At 65.4% G+C, this 21,093-nt stretch carries 17 protein-coding genes; 8 read left to right on the top strand and 9 right to left on the bottom strand.

Annotated elements, in window-relative coordinates; translation table 11 throughout:
* Positions 1-350: 350 nt before the first annotated feature.
* Together IGS60_RS01235 and IGS60_RS01230 are read left to right on the top strand one after the other, a co-directional pair.
* Positions 351-1,187, top strand: coding sequence for a universal stress protein (locus tag IGS60_RS01235; RefSeq protein ID WP_230501903.1), 837 nt, complete (start codon positions 351-353; stop codon positions 1,185-1,187).
* A gap of 69 nt (positions 1,188-1,256) precedes the next feature.
* Positions 1,257-2,126 (top strand): hypothetical protein, encoded by an 870-nt coding sequence (locus tag IGS60_RS01230; RefSeq protein ID WP_230501901.1) that lies wholly within the window; start codon positions 1,257-1,259, stop codon positions 2,124-2,126.
* Positions 2,127-2,177: 51 nt separating this feature from the next.
* On the opposite strand, the gene IGS60_RS01225 is transcribed toward IGS60_RS01230, so the two are convergent.
* The 4 genes from IGS60_RS01225 to IGS60_RS01210 all read right to left on the bottom strand — a co-directional run bounded on the left by IGS60_RS01225 (position 2,178) and on the right by IGS60_RS01210 (position 6,889).
* Positions 2,178-4,496 (bottom strand): NADP-dependent malic enzyme, encoded by a 2,319-nt coding sequence (locus tag IGS60_RS01225; RefSeq protein ID WP_070220307.1) that lies wholly within the window; start codon positions 4,494-4,496, stop codon positions 2,178-2,180.
* Positions 4,497-4,694: 198 nt separating this feature from the next.
* A complete protein-coding gene (locus IGS60_RS01220; RefSeq protein ID WP_230501899.1) occupies positions 4,695-5,057 on the bottom strand; it encodes a hypothetical protein in 363 nt (120 codons plus the stop codon).
* Complete coding sequence (locus tag IGS60_RS01215) at positions 5,041-5,634, bottom strand: SMI1/KNR4 family protein (protein ID WP_230501896.1); 594 nt, start codon at positions 5,632-5,634, stop codon at positions 5,041-5,043. The genes IGS60_RS01220 and IGS60_RS01215 overlap by 17 nt, the downstream gene beginning before the upstream one ends.
* 67 nt (positions 5,635-5,701) lie before the next feature.
* On the bottom strand, positions 5,702-6,889 hold the full coding sequence (locus IGS60_RS01210) for an MFS transporter (RefSeq protein WP_230501894.1): 1,188 nt from the start codon (positions 6,887-6,889) through the stop codon (positions 5,702-5,704).
* A 122-nt stretch (positions 6,890-7,011) separates the two neighbouring features.
* Between IGS60_RS01210 and IGS60_RS01205 the strand changes: the two genes are divergently transcribed.
* On the top strand, positions 7,012-7,533 hold the full coding sequence (locus IGS60_RS01205) for a MarR family winged helix-turn-helix transcriptional regulator (protein WP_230501892.1): 522 nt from the start codon (positions 7,012-7,014) through the stop codon (positions 7,531-7,533).
* On the opposite strand, the gene IGS60_RS01200 is transcribed toward IGS60_RS01205, so the two are convergent.
* Positions 7,530-8,138: a hypothetical protein gene (locus tag IGS60_RS01200; RefSeq protein ID WP_230501890.1), complete on the bottom strand. Its 609-nt coding sequence runs from the start codon at positions 8,136-8,138 to the stop codon at positions 7,530-7,532. The genes IGS60_RS01205 and IGS60_RS01200 overlap by 4 nt on opposite strands.
* A gap of 89 nt (positions 8,139-8,227) precedes the next feature.
* Between IGS60_RS01200 and thiL the strand changes: the two genes are divergently transcribed.
* Entirely contained in the window at positions 8,228-9,208 is a 981-nt protein-coding gene (gene thiL / locus IGS60_RS01195) for a thiamine-phosphate kinase (RefSeq protein WP_230501889.1), read from the top strand.
* A gap of 1 nt (position 9,209) precedes the next feature.
* On the opposite strand, the gene IGS60_RS01190 is transcribed toward thiL, so the two are convergent.
* From IGS60_RS01190 to IGS60_RS01180, 3 genes are read right to left on the bottom strand one after another with little or no spacing between them, the layout of a single operon-like run.
* Entirely contained in the window at positions 9,210-11,786 is a 2,577-nt protein-coding gene (locus IGS60_RS01190; RefSeq protein ID WP_070290933.1) for an EAL domain-containing protein, read from the bottom strand.
* A complete protein-coding gene (locus tag IGS60_RS01185; RefSeq protein WP_070220315.1) occupies positions 11,783-13,813 on the bottom strand; it encodes an ATP-binding protein in 2,031 nt (676 codons plus the stop codon). Before IGS60_RS01185 ends, IGS60_RS01190 begins: the two co-directional genes overlap by 4 nt.
* The gene (locus IGS60_RS01180) at positions 13,814-14,431 is read right to left on the bottom strand and encodes a YfiR family protein (RefSeq protein WP_162995783.1); all 618 of its coding nucleotides are present in this window, start codon (positions 14,429-14,431) and stop codon (positions 13,814-13,816) included.
* A 223-nt stretch (positions 14,432-14,654) separates the two neighbouring features.
* On the opposite strand from IGS60_RS01180, the gene IGS60_RS01175 reads away from it, so the two are divergent.
* Positions 14,655-15,137, top strand: a complete 483-nt coding sequence (locus IGS60_RS01175; RefSeq protein ID WP_230501887.1) for a CinA family protein — start codon at positions 14,655-14,657, stop codon at positions 15,135-15,137.
* Here the strand turns inward: IGS60_RS01175 and IGS60_RS01170 are convergent.
* Positions 15,127-16,899 (bottom strand): GGDEF domain-containing protein, encoded by a 1,773-nt coding sequence (locus IGS60_RS01170; RefSeq protein ID WP_230501885.1) that lies wholly within the window; start codon positions 16,897-16,899, stop codon positions 15,127-15,129. The two genes, IGS60_RS01175 and IGS60_RS01170, sit on opposite strands and share 11 nt — an antisense overlap.
* 213 nt (positions 16,900-17,112) lie before the next feature.
* Here IGS60_RS01170 and IGS60_RS01165 point away from each other — a divergent pair, with 213 nt between their 5' ends.
* From IGS60_RS01165 to IGS60_RS01155, 3 genes are all read left to right on the top strand, one after another.
* Positions 17,113-17,841, top strand: coding sequence for a hypothetical protein (locus IGS60_RS01165; protein ID WP_070220320.1), 729 nt, complete (start codon positions 17,113-17,115; stop codon positions 17,839-17,841).
* A complete protein-coding gene (locus IGS60_RS01160) occupies positions 17,842-18,195 on the top strand; it encodes a hypothetical protein (RefSeq protein WP_230501883.1) in 354 nt (117 codons plus the stop codon).
* A 78-nt stretch (positions 18,196-18,273) separates the two neighbouring features.
* Positions 18,274-21,087 (top strand): pitrilysin family protein, encoded by a 2,814-nt coding sequence (locus IGS60_RS01155; RefSeq protein WP_230501881.1) that lies wholly within the window; start codon positions 18,274-18,276, stop codon positions 21,085-21,087.
* Positions 21,088-21,093 lie beyond the last annotated feature (6 nt).

Below are 21,093 nucleotides of genomic sequence, written 5' to 3'. Positions count from 1 at the left end.
GCTGGCCGAAAAGAATACGAGAAGGCCTGGAAGCCCGAGAAGTGAACTCCCGCCACGGCCAGCGTTGTTGCGTCACACAAGGAAGTGCCGGACAGATGGCGCCGGCGCCGATGCAGACCACTGGAAGGACAAGGAGTTCAATGCCATTATCGCCGGCAGGACGCCAGGCATTTTGATGCACATCAAACACCTCGCAATTTCCTGCCGATGGACTTGCAGATGGCCATCGCCCATATTTTTTTGACCCACGTCAAGCCCCGCATAAGAAAACCGCCCGCCGGCACGGCAATGCTGGACTTGCCCGTGTTGCCGTTCTAGCCTTGTTGCCACCCTGACTAGCGAATGACACCATGGCCTACAAATCCATCCTCGTCCACGCCGACCTGTCGCGCCATGCGCCGCAGCGCATCGCCATCGCGGCGCGGCTGGCGCACACGCACCAGGCGCACCTGATCGGCGCCGCCATGACGGGCGTATCGCGCTTTACCCTGGAAAACAACCGCGGCATGCGCGGCGGCGCCGTGGCGGCGCAAATTACCGCCCTGCACGGGCAGGCGGAGCAGGCGCTGGACCAGTTTGAAACGCTGGCGCGCCAGGCGGGCGCCGTTTCGCTCGAGCGGCGCCTGATCGAAGACGACGAGGATGGCGGCCTGGCCGTCAGCGCCCGCTACAGCGACTTGACGGTGCTCAGCCAGCACGACGCCAGCGAAGCGCTGCCCGGCGCCATGAGCGACCTGGTGCCCTACGTCATGCTGAACGCGGCCCGTCCCGTGCTGATCGTGCCGCGCAGCGGTCAATTCGCGCAAGTGGACAACACCGTGGTGGTGGCCTGGGATGGCAGCATGGAAGCGACGCGCGCCGTCGGCCACGCCCTGCCCCTGCTGCGCGCGGCGCGCCTGGTGGTGCTCGCCTTGCTGCACCCGCCGGCCGGCCACGCACAGCCGGCCCGCCATCCGGGCGCCGACATCGCCGCCTACCTGAGCCGCCATGGCGTGCCCGTCGAGGTGCGCCCCGCCGTCACGACGGGCGACGTCGGCGCGGCGCTGCTGGCCATGACGGCCGAAGTGCATGCGGACCTGCTGGTCATGGGCGGCTACGGCCACGCCCGCTTCCGCGAAATCCTGCTGGGCGGCGTGACGGAAACGGTGCTGCGCCAGATGACCTTGCCCGTGCTGATGGCGCACTGAGATCCCGCGCGCCACGTTCTGTTGCACAATGGCTATACTTGCCTGATTTTCCATATCAAGGCAATGTAGATGAAGCAACAAATGATCAATTGGGGCAGCAGCCTGGCGCCGTTCGGCAGTGAACTGCTGTGGACCGCCCTGCCATCGATGCTGCTGTATGGCATGCTCGGCTTTGTGCTGGCGCTCGGCATCTGCTACCAGCTGGCCAGAAAATGCCTGCTCGTGCGCCGTCCGCGCGCCTGGCATGTGGCCGCCAAGCTCAGCTATGTGTTGATCCTGCTCGCGCTGCCGCTCCTCGGCGGCGGGTTTGGCGCCGTGCACAGCGCACACCGCATGGTCAACCAGGCCCTCGAGCGCGACCTGCAGCCGGTGGTCGAAGCGCAGATGCCGGCGCTGCGCGTCTACCTGGAGCAGCAGGTCAAGCTGATCGCCCCGGGCCAGCCCATCAGCGTGCGCAGCCTGCTCGAACCCTTCGTGCAAGGCATGTATTACCAGCCCACGTCCAGCAGCTACTGGGAACGCAGCAAGGCGCACTGGATCAATGAATTCATCCTGCGCCGCGGCAGCGTGCTGCTGACGCAAGTGCTGCAGGAACAGCTGATCGCCAGGGTCGGCCTGCTCGGCGAAGCGCTCAAGGGCGCCAACTTCCGTGGCCAGGCGACGGGCGAGCTGGCCGCGCTGGGCACCGACCTGGCCGTGCGCCTGACCACCGACGTGGCGCGCCAGGCCGACTTCAGCAAACTCGACAAGTCAGTGCCGATGATTTTCGTCGACGCCATCAAGCGCCAGGCCGGCGCGTATTTCAATTCGCTCAAGATCACGCTGGGCCTGTTCGCGCTGGTCGCGCTGCTGCTGGTATGGGGCGAGATCATGCTGTACCGCCACTATTACCTGCGCCGCCAGCCGGCCGCCACGGCCCTGCCCGTCCCACCGACGTAAAAAAGCCGCCCCTCCTTGCGGATGGGGCGGCTTTTCATGTGCAGCTAACGCTTAGACCTTACGCTGGGCCACTGCGTCGACCACGCACAAGGCCGTCATGTTGACGATGCGGCGCACGGTGGCCGATGGCGTCAGAATGTGCACGGGCTTGGCGCAGCCGAGCAGGATCGGACCCACGGCGATGCCGTTGCCGGCCGCCGTCTTCACCAGGTTGTAGGCGATGTTGGCCGATTCGATGTTCGGCATGACGAGCAGGTTGGCGTCGTTCTTCAGTGCCGAATTCGGCATGATCTTTTGACGCAGCTTGCTGTCGAGGGCCGTATCGCCGTGCATTTCGCCGTCGATTTCCAGGTCCGGCGCACGTTCCTTGACGATGGCCAGCGCGGCGCGCATCTTTTGCGCCGAGGCGCTGTCGCTGGAACCGAAGTTCGAGTGCGACAGCAGGGCCGCGCGCGGCGACAGGCCGAAACGGGTCATCTCTTCGGCGGCCATGATGGTGATCTCGGCCAGCTGCTCGGCGTCCGGGTTTTCATTGACGTGCGTGTCGACCATCACCAGCTGGCGCTCCGGCATGATCAAGACGTTCATGGCCGCATACACATTGCTGCCGGCGCGCTTGCCCAGCACCTGGTCGATGTATTTCAGGTGCAGCTGGGTGGTGCCGAAGGTGCCGCAGATCATGCCGTCGGCATCGCCCTTGTGGATCATCATCGAGCCGATCAGGGTGTGGCGGCGGCGCATTTCCAGCTTCGCGTATTCCTCGGTAACGCCCTTGCGGCTGGTCATGGCGTAGTACGTGTTCCAGTAATCGCGATAGCGCTCGTCGAAGTCCGGGTTGATGACGTCGAAATCGACGCCTTGCTTGAGACGCAGGCCGAACTTCTGGATGCGCGCTTCGAGCACGGGCGGACGGCCCACCAGGATGGGACGCGCCAGTTTTTCATCGACCACCACTTGCACGGCGCGCAGCACGCGCTCTTCTTCGCCTTCGGCGTAGACGATGCGCTTGAGTTCGGCCGGCGTGGATTTGGCCATCAGGAACAGCGGCTTCATGAAGGTGCCGCTGCGGTAGACGAATTGCTGCAGGCTGTCCGCGTACGCCTGCAAGTCCTTGATCGGACGCGTGGCGACGCCGGAATCCTCGGCCGCCTTGGCCACGGCCGGCGCGATCTTGATCAGCAAACGCGGATCGAAGGGCATCGGGATCAGGTATTCAGGGCCGAACGACAGGTTGCTGATGCCGTAGGTGGTGGCGACGATGTCCGACTGCTCGGCGTGCGCCAGGTCGGCGATCGCGTGCACGACGGCGATTTCCATCTCGCGCGTGATGGTGGTGGCGCCGCAATCGAGGGCGCCGCGGAAGATGTAGGGGAAGCACAGCACGTTGTTGACCTGGTTCGGATAGTCCGAACGGCCCGTGGCGATGATGGCGTCGCTGCGCACGGCCTTGACTTCTTCCGGCAGGATTTCCGGATTCGGGTTGGCCAGCGCAAGGATCAGCGGGTTCGGCGCCATCTTGCGCACCATGTCCTGTTTCAGCACGCCGGCGGCGGAAACGCCGAGGAAGATGTCGGCGTCCGGGATGACTTCGCCCAGGGTGCGCAGCGGCGTGTCTTGCGCGAAGCGTTCCTTGTCCGGATCCATCAGTTCCGCGCGGCCCTTGTAGACGACGCCGGCCAGATCGGTGACGTAGATGTTTTTCAACGGGAAGCCCAGGTCGACGATCAGGTCCAGGCAGGCCAGCGCCGCGGCGCCCGCGCCCGAGACCACCAGCTTGCAGTCCTCGATCTTCTTGCCGACGGCTTTCAGGCCGTTCAGGATGGCCGCGCCGACGATGATGGCGGTGCCGTGCTGGTCATCATGGAAGACGGGAATCTTCATGCGGTCGCGCAGCTGGCGCTCGATGTAGAAGCACTCGGGCGCCTTGATGTCTTCCAGGTTCACGCCGCCGAAGGTCGGTTCCAGCGACGCGATGATGTCGACCAGTTTATCGGGATCCGATTCGTTGATTTCGATGTCGAAGACGTCGATGCCGGCGAATTTCTTGAACAGCACGCCCTTGCCTTCCATCACCGGCTTGGCGGCCAGCGGGCCGATATTGCCCAGTCCCAGCACGGCCGTGCCGTTGGTGATGACGGCCACCAGGTTGCCGCGCGCCGTGTATTTATAGGCATTCGCCGGATCGATGACGATTTCTTCGCACGGTGCCGCCACGCCTGGCGAGTAGGCCAGTGCCAGGTCGCGCTGGTTGGTCAGTTGTTTGGTCGGCGTCACGCTGATTTTGCCGGGGCGCGGGCACTCGTGATACTCGAGTGCGGCCAAGCGCAATTGTTGACGCAATTCTTCTTTTTTATCAGATGACGAATCCATGCTGTGCTGCCTTCCTGTTTGGTCGATCGGGTGTTCCGGATTTTATCAGACCGATTCTTTCAATTAGCTAGGTATTTTCCGCTAGCCACAGTCTGATATCACGAAAACGCATAACCTAGCATTGTAAGGCCGTCCGGCGGCACAAACGTCCTGAACAGGAAAAACTATCAAATTTTAGATTTCAATTAGTTTTTATGATCAGTCACCGGGAGCACGCCACAGCGGCAGCGCGGCGACGGCGCGCTCGAGATCGTCCATGTCGTCGTCACCCAGGCTGGTGTCAAATGGGGCGGACAGGATGCGCCGCATCAGGGCCAGGCGCGTCGTCGCTTGCTCCTCGTCGATGAAGCGCGTCGTCTCCGCGCAATACCGGGCGCGGCGCAGGGCATCGGCGCCGTCATCGTCGCCGTCGGGATAATAATGGCGGCCGATGTTATGGAGCGATATCAACAAAAATTCGATCTCGCGCAGGATGCGCAGCGCATCCTCGCCGGACAGCACGATGCGGCGGTTGGCAGGCAGCAGGGACGGCGGCGTGGCCCGGTTATTCGAAATTGTCATCGATCAGGAAGCCGTAGCCGTCATCGATCAGCATCTGCAGATACGCGTCGAAGCTGTCGGCGATGACCAGGTAGCTATCAGGATCGTGCAGGAAGCGCACGACCTGCCCCACCTTGCCCGACGCCGCGGGCGTGAAATCGACATACAGACGCGAGGAGCCGCCATTGTTCATGCAATGCGAAAAACACAGGCGCTGGCCCTGTTGGATGCCCGCGTCGATGCGGGTGTCGACGATGCCGGGGTCGTCTTCCAGGTAATGGCCGTAGATATCGGCGATGCTGCGCTGGTTCGCTTGCCGGTCTTCCAGGATCTGTTCGACGGAACTCAGGTAATACGGATACTCGAACACGTCCGAGCCCAGCATGTACACCAGCACCATGCCGCCGGGATACTCCTGGTAATAGGTGCCGTTGTACTGGCCCAGTAGGCGCAGCAGGCTGTCCGGGCACAGCGGATAGGCCTGGCGCAAGCTGGCCAGTTGCGCCGCGCTGGCGCCGCTGGCCAGCGCCAGCTCCGCCAGCGGTTCCGGCGGCATGGCCTGGCGCAAGCCGGTTAAATAGTGGTCGACGATATCCATGCGTGGCGGGCTCCTGAATTGACGGGTCGGCGCAATATAGCAGTTCAGGATACGCGTCCGGCGCACGCTAGCGCGCACCGGCCAGCCGCGCCCCCGGCGCGAAGCGCACGGCGATCAGCAGCAACAGCACCACGCCGCCGGCCATCACCATCCACGCCTGGGCCAGGCTGGACGAATGCTGGCGGATCAGGCCGGCGATAAACGGCATGCTGCTGGCGATGATGTAGCCGCCGCCCTGGACGAAGCCCAGCAACGCGCCGGCGCCGGCCGGGTCACGCACGTGGTCCATGCTGACGATCAGCGACAGGGGAAACAAGGAGCCGATGCCGCAGCCGAGCAGGATCACGGCGGGAATGGCCAGCTGCGCGGGCGCCACGATCAGGCAAGCCAGGCCGGCCAGCACGGCCAGCAAGACCGACAATAACAGGATGCGGCGGTCGGGGAAGCGGTGGATGATGCTGGAAATCACCAGTCCCGCCAGCACTTCCACCAGGGTCAGGCCACCGAGCAGCAAGCCGCTGTCGGCCGCGCTCCAGCCCAGTTCCGTATAAAACGGCGGCAGCCAGGCCAGCACCAGCGTGTACGCCCCCGTGCCGATGCCAAAGAACACCATCAGCAGCCAGGCGCGGCGGCTGCCCACGGGCAGGCTGGCGCCCGCGCCACCGGTCACCTCCACGCGCGAGGCGGCGGCGCGGCGCCACAGCAGCGCGGCGGCCACGGCGGGCAGCGCCCACAGGGCCAGCAGCGCTTGCCAGCCCCAGCTTTGCGCCAGCGGTGAGGCGGAGGCGGCCGCGATGGCCGCGCCGCCCATGATGCCCGTCGTATAAAAACCCATCAACTGGCCCGCCCGCTCGGGGAAATGGCGCTTGATGAAGGCCGGCAACAAGGCTTGTACCAGCGCGATGCCCAGGCCGCCCAGGGCCGCCGTGGCGATCAGGCCGCCGCTGCCATGCAAGGGCCAGCGCAAGGCGCAGGCGGCAGCGATGATGGCGATGCCCAGCGAAATGCCGCGCGCCACGCCCAAGCGGCGCTGCAGCTGGGCGCCCGCCAGCGCGCACACGCCCATGGCGAACACGGGCACGGTGGTCAGCAAGCCCGCGTCGGCATTGCTGAGGCCCGTGCTGGCCTGGATGCTGTCGAGCAAGGGGCCGATGGCGGCCAGGATGGGGCGCAAATTCAGGCCCAGCAGGATGATGGCGGCCACCAGCAGCGCGGACGAGGGTAGCGGGGAAGATACGGGGCGTTCAACAGGCATGGCAGAGTAGTCCTTGCCTCGCAGGGAGGCACATGGTTTAATGCGTGACATAATCACTTGATGAAAAGTATCTTAACATAAAGATAGAAATCTATCTTGATGCCGAGATAAATGCCTACGCCATGACGGATACCCCGCAAGAACACACGCGCGCGCAATTTGCCGCCGCACAATGGCAGCGCGAGCTGCCGCAGATGGATACGCGCGCCATGCAGCTGGTGGGACAGCTGGGCACGGTGGCGCAGCTGATGGCGCGCGACTGGCTCAATCCCCTGTTCGCCGAACACGGTTTGCAGCCGGGCGAATTCGACGTGCTGGCGACATTGCGCCGCTCGGGCGCACCCTACAGCCTGACGCCGACGGCCCTGTACGAGGCGGCCATGCTGTCCTCGGGCGGCATGACCAACCGCATCGACCGGCTGGAAGCGGCCGGCCTGATCGAACGCCAGAAGCACCCGACGGACCGGCGCGGCGTGCTGGTGGCCCTGACACAAAGGGGATTGGAATTGATTGAAAAGCTGGTGCTGCTGCACGTGGAGAACGAGCGCGCCATGCTGTCGGCCTTGAGCGCGGACGAGCAGCGCCAGCTCGACCAGTTGCTGGCCAAGCTGCTGCAAGGCATGGCACAGGCGAAGAAGGGCTAAGCAGCGAGCAGCTGCGCCAGCTCGCGCAGCGCTGCATTGCCGCGCCGGGCCAGGCGCTGCAGGTCGGCAGGATCGCGGCTGTCGTACAGGGCCTGGACATGGCCCACGCTGGCCGCGCGCAAGTCGATATCGCTGTCGCAGTCTGGAAGCTCGGCGTCGGCCACGTGCCCCTCGACCAGGGTCAGATAGTAATGGCGGGGCTTGCCGCGCAAATTGGCGGCAAACTGCAGCACCAGGCCGCTGTCGAACAGCAGGGCGCCGCTGCGGCCGCCCTGTTCCAGCAGCACGCGAAACGCGGGCAAGGGCTGCCGCGCCGCGCGCAGGAAGCCGGCCAGGTGCACCTGGTAACCGAGGTCCAGGCCATTCGCGCCCAGCTGGCCGCGCTGCAGATACGCCTTGAACGACGCCTGCACGGGCCGCTTGCCCCTGCGGAACAGGCGCTCATCCTCGTACAGGCACAGCTGACCACCGTCGCTGATGCCGTCGAAGCCGCGCGCCGCCAGCTCCTGCGCCTCAAAGGTAGCCAGGCCGACGGCTTGCGGGTCGCGCAACCAGCCGTGGTCGAGCCAGGATTGCAGTAAGTCGTGAATATCGGAAAGGGGCATGGCAAGTTGCTCGGCAGTGACAAAGGCCTGTATTGTAGGCCAGCCTATAATAGCCGGGCCACACCATCATTCAACGAACAGACCACGCCATGGCCCCACACGACGCGCTTTCCGAATTCGACCTGATCAAACACTATTTCGTGCGCCAGCGCCCCGGCCGCGCCACCCTGGGCATCGGCGACGATTGCGCGCTGATGACGCCAGCGGCCGGCAAGCAGATCGCCATCTCGTCGGACATGCTGGTCGAGGACCGGCACTTCTTTGCCGGCGCCGACGCCCGCATGCTCGGCCACAAAAGCCTGGCCGTGAATCTGTCCGACCTGGCCGCCATGGGCGCGCGTCCCGTGGCATTCACGTTGGCCCTGGCCCTGCCGCAAGCGGAACGCGCCTGGCTGGCCGGCTTTGCCGACGGCCTATTCGCGCTGGCCGACGCGTTTGATTGCGAACTCATCGGCGGCGACACCACCAAGGGCTCCTTAAATATCTGCATCACCGTGTTTGGCGAACTGGCGCCGGGCCAGGCCCTGCGCCGCAGCGCGGCCGTGGCGGGCGACGACATCTGGGTCAGCGGCACCCTGGGCGACGCGCGCCTGGCGCTGGCCGGCTACCGCATGGAGCAGGAATTGTCGCCAGCCGACCTGGCCACTGCAGGCGCGCGCATGCACACACCGACGCCGCGCGTGGCGCTCGGTTGCGCGCTGGCCGAAGCGGGCCTCGCGCATGCCGCCATCGACATTTCGGACGGTCTGGTCGGCGACCTCGGTCACATCTTGAAAGCGTCGCGGGTGGGCGCCACGCTCGACGTCGACGCCCTGCCGGCCGGCCCCGTGCTGGCGCGGCAGGAAACAGGCCTGCGCCGCCGCTACACGGCCGCCGGCGGCGACGACTATGAACTGTGCTTCACGGCGCCCGCATCGTCGCGCGACGCCATCGCCGCACTGGCGATCAGCTGCGGCACGCCCGCCACGCGCGTGGGCCGCATCGAGACGCATACAGGCTTGCGGCTGGTGGATGCGGCCGGACAGCCGCTGGATTTACAACTGAGCTCGTTCGACCACTTCAGCGACTGAGCTAGCGTACCGCCACGCGCGCCAGCCCCGGCTGGTTCACCATCCAGTAGTGCTGGAAAGCCAGGCGGATATTGTCGCGCAGCTGGGTGTCGTCCCACGGCTTCGTATAAAAACGGTAGATGGCGCCCCGGTTGATCGAGTCGAGCACCGCTTCCAGGCCCGTGTAGCCGGACAGGATGATGCGGATGGTTTCCGGGTACAGCTCTTTTACTTTGCTGAGGAATTCCGTGCCGCTCATGCTCGGCATGCGCTGGTCGCAGACGATGACGTGCACCCGGTGCAGGGCCAGCATTTCAAACCCTTCGGCCGGCGTGCTGGCCGTGAGGATCTGGTAGCCTTCGGGACGGAACAGGCGGTGCAGCGACGACAGCACGTTGACGTCGTCGTCGACGATGAGCAGGGTTTGCGCCGGCTGGGCGGCCGGGTCGTGGCCGGGCGGCAGGCCGGCGCCCGCGGCGATCATCTGCCCCAGTTCCAGCGCCGGCAGGGCGCGGCTGAAATAAAAGCCCTGGATTTCGTCGCAGCGGTTGCGCCGCAGGTATTCGAGCTGCGGGCGCGATTCCACGCCCTCGGCCACCACGCTCAGTTTCAGGCTGTGCGCCATGCTGACGATGGCCAGCGCGATGGCCGCGTCGTTCGGGTTGCTGGTGATGTTGCGCACGAAGGCGATGTCGATTTTCAGCTTGTCGATGGGGAAGCGCTGCAGATACGCGAGGCTCGAGTAACCGGTGCCGAAATCGTCGATGGCCACCTTCACGCCGATTTTTTTCAGCTTGCCCAGCACGACGATGGTGCGCTCGGCGTTCGACATCAGCGCCGTTTCCGTCAGTTCCAATTCCAGCAGCTCGGGCGCCACGTTGTGCCGCGTCAGCGCGCGCGTCACTTCGCCTTCCAGGTCGCCTTCGGCAAACTGGCGGCTCGACACGTTCACGGCCACGTGCACGGGGCCCACTTCGCTGTCGCGCCACTCGGCGATCTGGCGGCAGGCGGCCTGGATCACCCAGGCGCCCACGCGCACGATCAGGCCCGTGTCTTCCAGCACGGGCACGAATTCGGCCGGCGCCACCAGGCCGTAGCCGGGGCGGCGCCAGCGCAGCAGCGCTTCCACGCCGCTGATGCGGCCCGTGCGCAAATCCACCTTCGGCTGGTAATACAGGATGAATTGCTCGTGTTCGAGCGCATGGCGCAGCGCCAGTTCCAGGTCCAGGCGCGCCAGCACCTGCACGTTCATGCCGGCCGTGAAAAAGCGGTAGCCGTCGCGGCCCGCCTGCTTGGCGCCGCCCATGGCCGTATTCGCGTACTTGATCAGCGTTTCCGGGTCGGTGGCGTCGTCCGGATACATGGCGATGCCGATGCTGGCCGTCAGGGTGGCCGCGTGGCCGCGCAAGTCGAACGGCGCGCGCAGGGCTTCGCGCACCTGGTTGGCCACGGCCACGGCTTCCTGCTGGTTGCGGCTCATGGTCAGTATCAGCGCGAATTCGTCGTTGCCCAGGCGCCCCACCGTGTCGCGCAGGCGCACGCATTCGACCAGGCGGTTGCTGAACTGGCGCAGCAGTTCGTCGCCCAGCGCCGCGCCCAGGGTGTCGTTGATGCTTTTAAAACGGTCCAGCGCGATGAACAGCACCACGATGCGCCAGCTTTTTTCCTGCGCCAGTTCGACGGCCTGGGCCAGGGTCTGGTAGAACAGGCTGCGGTTCGGCAGGCCCGTCAAGCCATCGTAATGGGCCAGGTGCTTCAGGCGCTCCTGCGCCTGGCGCCGCTCGCTGATGTCGCGCGCCACGGCGATCAGCAGCAGGCCGCCCGCAGCCTGCCCGCCCATCACGGGCGCCTGCGCATACCAGTGCCAGCCCAGCTCCACGGGTATCAGGCTCAGGTCGCGCCGCACCAGTTCGCATTCCGTCACTTCCGTGGCCAGGTGGGCCGGGCCGCCCGGCAGCGCGGCCAGCGGCGGGGCCGGCGGCGACGGCAGCAGGCTGCCGGGCGCCAGCGCCAGCAGTTCGGCGCGCGCATAGCCGAGCAGGCGGCACGCGCCGTCGTTGACGTCGACCAGGGTCATGCCCAGCACGTCGACGAGGAAGATGGCGTCCGTGGTGGCGTCCATGGCGCCGCGAAAGCGCTGCAGTTCGGCCGTGCGCTGGCTCACCGTGCGTTCGAGCAAGGTGTTGTAGTGGCGCGCGGCGCGGTGCAGCAGCCGCACTTCAAGCATGTTGCGGATGCGCGTGAGCACTTCGAGCGCGTCGAAGGGCTTGCTGATGAAGTCGCGCGCGCCCGCTTCCAGCGCCGCCAGTTTGGCGTCCGGGTCGGCGGCGATCACCAGCACGGGCAGATAGCCTTCCCGCTCCAGCGGACGCAAGGCATCCATCACCTCATAGCCGCTCATGCCGGGCATCACCAGGTCGAGGATGATCAGGTCGAACTGGTGCCGCTGGTGCAGGCCGGCCACGGCGCGCGCGTCGAGGGTGCTGCTGATGGCCGTGTAGCCGCCGCTTTGCAGCAAATGCTCGAGCAGGCGCAAATTGACGTCCTGGTCGTCGACGATGAGAATTTTCGCCGCATAGATATCGGCCTGGCTGATCATGGCGCGCCTGTTCCCTTCTGCCGGCGCTGCTGCGCCACATAGGCCAGGGTGCTGTTGATCGCCTCGGTAAATTCATCGAGGTTGATCGGCTTGGTCAGGTAGCGGTAAAAGCCCAGCGCCATGCTGCGCTCGACGTCGCCCGGCATGGCGTTGGCCGTCAGGGCGATGACGGGAATGTGCGCCGTGCGGGGATCGGCGCGCAGCAGCTTCAGCGCTTCCGTGCCGTTCACGTGCGGCAGATTGATGTCCATCAGGATCAGCTGCGGCAGGTGCGTGCGCGCCATTTCCACGCCCAGGCGGCCATCCGTGGCCGTCAGCAGCTGCAATTGCGGGCAGTAGCGGACGATTTCCTCGACCAGGGTCAGGTTGGCGGGATTGTCTTCCACGTACAGCAAGGTCACGGGGGCGCTGTGATCGAGCAGCGCCCCGGCTAGGTCGGGCCGCGGCAAGGCCAGCAGGTCGGGTGCGGGCAAGGCGTCGACCACGCGCAGCTCGATCCAGAAGGTGCTGCCCTCGCCGGGCGCGCTGCTCACGCCGATGCTGCCATCCATCAGCTCCACCAGGCGCTTGGTGACCACCAGGCCGATGCCGCTGCCTTCTTCCGTGCCGCCCTCCTGCCCCAGCCGGTTGAAGGGCTGGAACAGCAGCGCCACCTGTTCGCCGTCCAGGCCCACGCCCGTGTCGCGCACGCTGATGCGCACCCGTCCGTCCGCCTGCGGCGCGCAATCGATGGCCACCTGTCCCTGCTCGCGGTTGTACTTGAGCGCATTCGACAGCAGGTTCAACAGAATCTGCTTGAGGCGCGTGCGGTCGGCCAGCACGTTCAGGGGGCAAGCGTCGGGAAAGGTCATGCCGATGCCGCGCTGGCTGGCCAGCGGCGCGATCATGTCGCGGCACTCCTGCAAGATGGCGTCCAGGCCCACCGGTTCGAGCGACAGGCTGACGGTGCCCGATTCCACCTTCGCCAGGTCGAGGATTTCATTGATCAAGGTCAGCAGGTGGCGCCCCGATTTCAGGATATGCCCGGCGAACTCCTTCTTTTGCTCCAGGGTCGACGGCAGGCGGTCGGAACTGAGGATTTGCGCGAAGCCCAGGATGGCGTTGAGCGGCGTGCGCAATTCATGGCTCATCGACGACAAAAACGCCGACTTGGCATAGTTGGCGCTGCGCGCCTCTTCCATCGCCATGGCCAGTTCGCCATTCGTCATTTCCAGCTGCATCGTGCGCTCGTGCACGCGTACTTCCAGCTCCTGGTTCAGGCGCATGACTTCCTGCTGCGCCTGGGTGCGCTGCTCGCCCTCGCGCGCCAGCTCGCCGTTCGAGCGCTCCAGCGCCTGCGTGCGCAGCTCGATCTCGGCCAGCATCTTGTTGAAGGAATCGACCAGCTGCGCCACCTCGTCGACGCTGAGCTTGCGCGCGCGGCGCGAGTAGTCGCCCGTCTCGATCACTTCGCGCGCCACGTCGGCGATGTCGAGGATGGGCTGCGTGATGACGAAATCGAGGCGGCGCAGCAGCAGCAAGGCCACCAGCAGCGCCAGCACCGTCACGCCCAGCGCGATGGCCAGGTAATCGGCCGTGCGGCCTGCCAGCTCGTAATCGGCGCGCAGATACACGGTGCCCAGCAGCTCGCCATTGTCGACGATGGGCTTGAACAATTCGACGGATTTGCCCGCGATGCTGACGCCTTCCTTGCCCGCCTTCGCCGGCAGCTCGCCCAAGCGTTCATTCGCGCGGTAGCTGGCAAACAGGCTGCCGTCGGCCTTGTACAGGGCGCCGGCCGTCACGCGCGGGCGGATGCGCATCAGATTGAGGTTTTCCAGCGCCAGGCGCTCGTCGTCGAAGGCCAGCGCGGCCGAACTCATGTGCCCGAGCAGTTCGGCCTGGGTACTGATGTCGGCCACCAGATTGCGGTGGTAGGCGCGCAAGTCGTAGGCGACGATGGTGCCCAGCGAAATGACGAGCGCCACCAGGGTGGTCAGCAAGACCACCGACATCAGCTTGTGGCGGATGGAACGCAGTCGTATCATCTAGGCGCCTCCCGTCTGCACGCGGTAGGCGGCCAGCAGCATGCGCGCGCTGATGCGGATATGCGCCTGCGCCACGGGTTTCAGCGCCACGTCGAAGCGCACCTTGTCTTCGGCCATCACAAAATTGATCATGCTGCCCATCGCGTAGACCTCATCCGAATCGGACACCGTCAGCAACGCCAGGCCACGGCTGGCGGCCAGCATTTCCTGCAGCGCCATTTTATCCAGCGCGCCCAGGTACAGCACGTGCAGTCCGGCCAGCGCGTCGCCGCGGCGCACTTTTTTCACCTGCACGGCGCGGCCGTTGACGCTGTGCCCGGCCACGCTCTGTTCGAGCTGCTCGGCCAGCGCATCGGCGCCCGCCACGCCGATCACCAGCGGGGAGTCGGGCCGGGCAAAGCTGCCGTCGGGCCACTCGACATAGCCGGCAAACTTGTACAGATATCCGGCCTTCACCTGGCGTTCCAGCTCCCCCGGCACCTGCGCCCGCGCATCGGCGCACAGCACGCCCAGGAGCAGCATTAGCCAGCCCCAGCGCAGGGAGCGGCGAGCAGCGCCGCGCACAGGGCGGCGCAGGGGGCCAGGATGACGCCACCAGGTCCAGTTCAGAATTGCCATGACAACCGAGTAAAGATAATGCATATGAAGGCGCGGCACCATGCCGCCTGCCTGTTCGAGCGATGCGCACCAGGGTGGCGCAGCGACAGAGCGCCTGCCGGCCCGAAGTGGTAGCAAATGTATAAAAGAGTGTACGCATTTTCGCTGTGACCGGGGAAAGTTTCTTTTACCGTCGGCCATGCTACAGTCTTGCCACCATTTTCACCGCACACAGGAGCCATCCATGAGCAAGGAACTCGTCCCCCTCTCCACCGCCGTCGGCCTGGCCTTGCAGGCGAAAGGCCTGCTGCTGGCCACGGCCGAATCATGCACGGGCGGCGGCGTGGCGCAGGCCGTCACCGACATCTCGGGCTCGAGCGCCTGGTTCGAACGGGGCTTCGTCACCTATTCCAACGGGGCCAAGACCAGCATGCTGGGCGTGCCCGCCGAACTGATCGCCGCACACGGCGCCGTCAGCGAGGAAGTGGCGGCCGCCATGGCGCAAGGCACCCTGGCCCACAGCGAAGCCCAGGTGGCCGTCTCGACCACGGGCATCGCCGGCCCCACAGGCGGCGTGCCGGGCAAGCCCGTCGGCACCGTCTGCTTCGGCTGGGCCATGGACGGGCGCGTGCAGACGCAGCGGCTGGTGTTCGCGGGCGACCGGCAAGCCGTGCGCGAGCAGGCGGTGGCGCACGCCTTGCGGGAACTGCTGCGTTTTATTCAGTAGCGCCGGCGATGCAGGCGCGGTCGCGGCCCGCCTGCTTGGCCGCGTACAGGGCGCTGTCGGCGCGCATCAGCAATTCATGGCGGCCGGCGCCGTGGCGCGGATATTCGGCAATGCCGGCTGAAAAGGTGCAGCCAGTCAAGCTGTGCGGCGCCTGCTGGATCAGCAGCTGGCGGTAGCGCGCGGCGATATCATCGATCTTGTGCGCGGCGATGAGGCTGTCGGCTTCGCGCAACAGCAGGCAGAATTCCTCGCCGCCATAGCGGCACACCATGTCGCTGCCGCGCAGCTGGCCTTCCACCAGGCGCGCGAACTGGATCAGCACTTCGTCGCCAAAATTATGCCCGTAGGTGTCGTTGACGCGCTTGAAGAAATCCAGGTCGATGATGGCGATGGCCACGGGCGCATCCGCGTCGGCCTCGTGCAAGATGGCATTGAGGCAGGTTTCGAAATGGCGGCGGTTGTACAAGCCCGTCAGGTGGTCGCGCATGGCCTGCTCCTTCAGGCTGTCCTGCAGGGAATTGACGTGCAGGATCTGGTGCGCCAGTTCGCGGTTCAGGTGCTCGAGCTTGACGTTTTCCGATTCGCGCGCCGCCTGCAGCTCCAGCGCCTTGTCGCGCTCGGCCTTCAGGCTGTGCATTTCCTTTTCCAGGTTGCGCATCAGGCTGCGCGAGGCGCGCGCCGACTTGCTGCTGGCCTCGTACGCGGCCTGGTATTGCTGCAGGAAACCGTACGCGGTTTGCCATTCGCCCAGCTGGGAATTGATGTCGGCCAGGCCGCGCAGGATCTGTTGCTGGTGAAACGGATTGCGCGTCCAGCTCAGCAGGCTGTGCGCCTGCGTCAGGGACGCCAGCGCCTGCGCCGTCTGGCCCGCGTGCAGGTCCAGCTTGCCGCGCACCAGCCATGCATGCATCTGCTCCTCCAGGTCCTGGCCCCGGCGCGCATAGTCTTCGGCCCGCAGCAGCAATTGCAAGGCCTTCTCGGGCTGGCGCAGCAGGATGGCGGCATGGGCGGCGATGCAGAACAGGAAGGCGCGCACGGCCAGGTCTTCTTCCGGCCACTCGTAAAACGGCTCGACCAGCGCCAGCGCCTCGGCCGGCTTGCCGGTGGCTAATAAACACATGGCCAGGTTGGCCGAAACGATGGTTTGCTGGTATTTGAGCTTTTGCGTGCCGATGATGTCGAGCGCCTCGACCAGCAGGGGGATGGCGTCTTCATCGTTGCCCAGGTCATGCTGCGACGACGCCAGGTTCGACAGGCTGTTGACCCGGTGCGCGGGACTGCCGAAACGCTCGGCAATGTCGAGCGCCAGCAGGAAATTACGCGGGCCGTCCTGCGTATCGCCACGGTTCAGGGCATCGACACCCAGACGCGCGTACAGCATGAACTTGTGCAGCGAGTCGGGGATCTGCGCGGCCTGGCTGCGCGCCTGCAGGAAGTGCTGCTCGGCATCGGCAAAGTCGCCGCGCCGGCTCGCGTACGCGCCCTGCAGGGCGGCCACTTCCATGCCGCCTTCCAGGTCGCAGGTCTGCTTGAAATAGTCGCGCAGGCGCTCGCACGACGGCTCCGTTTCGCCCGCATAATAGGACAGCCAGCAATGATTGAGTTCCGCATATGCGCCGCCGCGCGCATACTGTTGCCGTTGCGCCGCCGCCAGCGCCATCTGCGCCAGCCGGCGTGCCTGGCGGCGGTTGCCGATCAGACAGGACAGGGCTTGCTGATTCAGACGGTCAATGTCGGCTTTATCGAGACTGGAGATCGGCACTGCGTCCTCGTTCACACTCTGGGGGTGCATTTTTCACACAAAACTTGCTTTGTATCAATGGTATCCTGATTAACATCATAACCAGATTCGCGTACGCGCATGGCATCTTTGCAAAGGATTGTGGTAAAAATGCCAGTCGTGGCCTGGCCGGACGCCAGCGCCGCTGTCACGGATCTTTGATTGTCACTGACGCAACAACTTGGAGTAGTCGCAATGCAAAACACGGTACATTTCATCCTGCAGGGCAAGGGCGGCATCGGCAAGACCCTCGTCTCGACCCTGCTGGCCCAGTGGATAGGCGGCAAGGACGACACGCCGCTGCGCTGCTACGACACCGATCAGGAAAACGCCACGTTCTCGCGCTACAAGGCGATGAACGTCAAGCATGTGCCCGTGATGACGGATGCGCGCAACATTGATCCGAAACGCTTCGACGCGCTGATGATCGATATCCTCGACACGGACGGCAACTGCGTGATCGACAATGGCGCGAACACGTTTTCGCCGCTGATGGGCTACCTGCTGGAAAACGACTGTTTTTCGCTGCTGGAAGAATCCGGCCGCAAGGTGTACATCCACACCATCGTCGGCGGCGGCGACACCCTGCACGACACGGCCACGGGATTTGTCGCGACGGCCCAAGCGACGAAGGTGCCGCTGGTGCTGTGGCAAAACGAACACTTCGGCCTGCTGCAATCGGCGTCCGGCAAGCAATTCGTCGAATCGCAATCGTATGCCGACAACCGCGCGCGCGTGAAAGGCAGCATCACCTTGAGCCAGCGCAACCCCGACACCTTCGGCGCCGACGTCAAGAAAATGAACACGGCGCGCCTGACGATGCAGGAAGTGCTGCAGAACGACAAGTTCAACATCATGGAAAAGCAGCGCATCAAGGTCGTCTACCGCGACATCTTCGAACAGCTCGACAAGGTGCAGTGGTAGATGGACCGGCACACACTGCGCAGCCACGTGTTCGACAAGACGGGCATCAAGGTCGACGTCGACGACCCGATATTCGCCCTGGTGGCGCTGAACGAAGCGGTGCTGGCGGACACCGTCGAGCGCCAGCTGGCCCTGCTGGACGCCGCCACGCAGGCGCTGGCCGCGCAGGCGCGCGCGGCGGGCGGCTTGCCGCCAGAACCGGCCGCAGCCATGCCGCAGCCCGTGCCGCAAGCGCCCGGGCCCGCCCCCCTTTTTACGCCGCGCGAATGGCGTTTGCTGGGCGCGGCGGCCATCGTCTCGCTCGCCTGCGCGCTGCTGGTGCTGGGCGGCGCGGCCCTGCTGTATCAACCGTAGCACCGACCGTAGCACCATCGCGCTGGGCCAGCCACGAGCGGGCCGCAGCGTCTTCCCCACCCTAGCCTGGAAGCATGCATGAAACCGATCAAATTGCTGGCCATTCCCGCCCTGATGCTGTCGCTGTACGGCGCCCCGCTCACGCTCGCCCACGCCGCCGGCGCCGCTGCCGCGACGCCAGCCACGGCCGTGCCCAATGTCGCCTACGAAAAATACACCTTGCCGAACGGCCTCGACGTGATCCTCGTGGAAGACCATAAATTGCCCGTCACGGCCGTCAACATCTGGTACCACGTGGGACCGGCGAATGAAGCGCCGGGCCTGACGGGCTTTGCGCATCTGTTCGAACACATGATGTTCGCCGCCACCAAACACGTGCCGCGCGGCATGGCCGACCAGCTGCTCGAAGGCGCGGGCGCCACCGATTCGAACGGCAGCACGGATTTTGACCGCACCAATTATTTCGACACGGTGCCGTCGAACCAGCTGGAACTGGCCCTGTGGGCCCATTCCGACCGCATGGGCTATCTGCTCGACGTGCTCGACCAGACGGCGTTGACGAACCAGCAGGACGTGGTGCGCAACGAGCGCCGCCAGAGCGTGGAAAACGCGCCCTACGGCATCGTGCAGGAAGCGCTGTACCACCAGCTGTTCCCGAAGAGCCACCCGTATTACGCCAGCGTCATCGGTTCGCACGCGGACATCCAGAACGCGAAACTGGCCGACATCAAGGAATTCTTCACCAAATACTATGGTCCCAACAATGCCAGCCTGGTGATCGCGGGCGACATCGACAAGGCCAGGACCAAGGAACTGGTCAACAAATACTTCGGCAGCTTCAAGAGCGGCCCCGCCGTGGCCAAGCCCGACGTCGTGACGCCGCCCATCACGCAGGAGCGCCGCATCGTGGTGCAGGACCGGGTCGAGCTGCCGCGCGTCTTCATGGCCTGGCTGACGCCGTCCGCCTATGCCAAGGACGATGCGGAACTGTCGATGGCCGCGCAGATACTGGCCGGCGGCAAGTCCAGCCGTTTATATAAATCGCTCGTGTACGACAAGCAGATCGCGCAGGACGTGGGCGCCAACCAGAGCTCGAACGCCCTCACCTCCGTATTTACCCTCGACGTGACGGCGCGCCCCGGCCACCAGCCCGAGGAAATCGAGCAAGCCATGCAGGCGGAGCTGGAGCAATTGCGCGCCCAGGGGCCCAGCGAGAAGGAAATCGAGCGGGCCCGCAACAGCATTGAAACAGCCATGCTGAGCCAGGTGGAAAAAGTGGGCGGCAATGCCAACATGATGAACCAGTACAACCAGTACCTGGGCGACCCCGGCTACCTGGGCAAGGATATCGAGCGCTACCGCCAGGTGACGGCGGCCGGCGTGCAGCGCGCCGTCGACACCTACCTGAAAAACCAGGCGCGCGTGGTCGTCTATGGCGTACCGGGCAAGCCGGACCTGGGTCCGGAAGTGGCGACGCCGGCGCCGGGCAAGGTCAAGCCGGCGCCAGGCACGGCCATCAATGCGGACGAGCCATGGCGCAACGCGGTGCCGAAGGCCGGTCCCGCGCCGAAGATCGTGCTGCCGCAAGCGACCTCCTTCACCCTGAGCAATGGCTTGACCGTGATCCACAACTACAACCCGGCCGTGCCGCTCGTGTCCAGCCAGCTGGTCATCAAGAGCGGTTCGGGCGCCAATCCGCTGGCGCAGCCGGGCTTGTCGGGCTTTACGGCGCAATTGCTGCAGGAAGGGACCAGTACGCGCAGCGCGCCGCAGATCGCCGATGACGTGGCGCAACTCGGCGCTTTCCTGGGCACGGGCTCCGGCGCGGACGCCTCGTTCGCCCAGCTGACGTCGCTGAAAACCACCTTCCCGCAAGCGCTCGACGTGCTGGCCGACGTGGTGCAGCACCCGCAATTCCCGCAAGACGAAGTGGAGCGCCAGCGCGCCAGCCGCATCGGCGAACTGGCGCAGCAGCGCGAAAACGCGGCGGCCGTGGCGGCGCGCGTGGAAGCGGCGGCCCTGTACGGCCCGCAACATCCGTACGGCACCATCCAGCTGGGCACGGAAGCGGCCCTGAAAGCCACCAGCCGCGCCGACCTGCAGGCGTTCTGGCAGCAGCATTACGTGCCCAACAATGCGGCGCTGATCGTCTCGGGCGACATCGATGCGGCGCAATTGAAGGCGCTGGCCGAAGCCAAGTTCGGCAGCTGGAAGGCGGGTACGGTGGCGCCGTCCGTGACGGCGGCGCCGGCCACGACGAAAGCCAGGCTGATCCTCGTCGACAAGCCGGGCGCGCCGCAGACGGCCGTGCGCCTGTCGACCATCGCCGTGGCCCGCGCGACACCCGACTATGCGCCGCTGCAAGTGATGAACGCGGCGCTGGGCGGCTTGTTTACGAGTCGGCTAAGCAATAACCTGCGCGAAGAGAAGGGCTACACCTATGGCGTGCGCTCGCAATTCCAGTACCGCAGCCAGCCGGGACCGTTCTCGATCGCGGCCGGCGTGCGCACGGACGTGACGGGCGCGGCCGTGTCGGAAACCTTCAAGGAAATCCGCGCCATAATCGCCAAACCCTTGACGGCCAAGGAATTGTCGAATGCGCGCAATTCGCAGGTGCTGTCGCTGCCGGGCCAGTTCGAGACGAATGCCAGCATCAGCAGCAGCATGGCCAACACGTATGTCTACGGCCTGGGCCTCGACTATTACGCGACCTTGCCGCAGCGCTTTGCGGGTGTGACGGACAAGCAGGTGCAGCAGGTGGCGAAAAAATACCTGCAGCCGGAAAAGCTGATCGTCATCGGCGTGGGCGACCAGGCGAAGATCGCGCCGCAGTTGAGCAAGCTGAAACTGGCGCCCGTGGAACTGCGCGATGCGGAAGGGAACGTCAAGTAACCGGGA

It is taken from the genome of Janthinobacterium sp. FW305-128 (genome assembly GCF_020858135.1).
Classification (GTDB): domain Bacteria; phylum Pseudomonadota; class Gammaproteobacteria; order Burkholderiales; family Burkholderiaceae_D; genus Janthinobacterium.
This window is presented reverse-complemented; position numbering and strand designations above follow the sequence as displayed.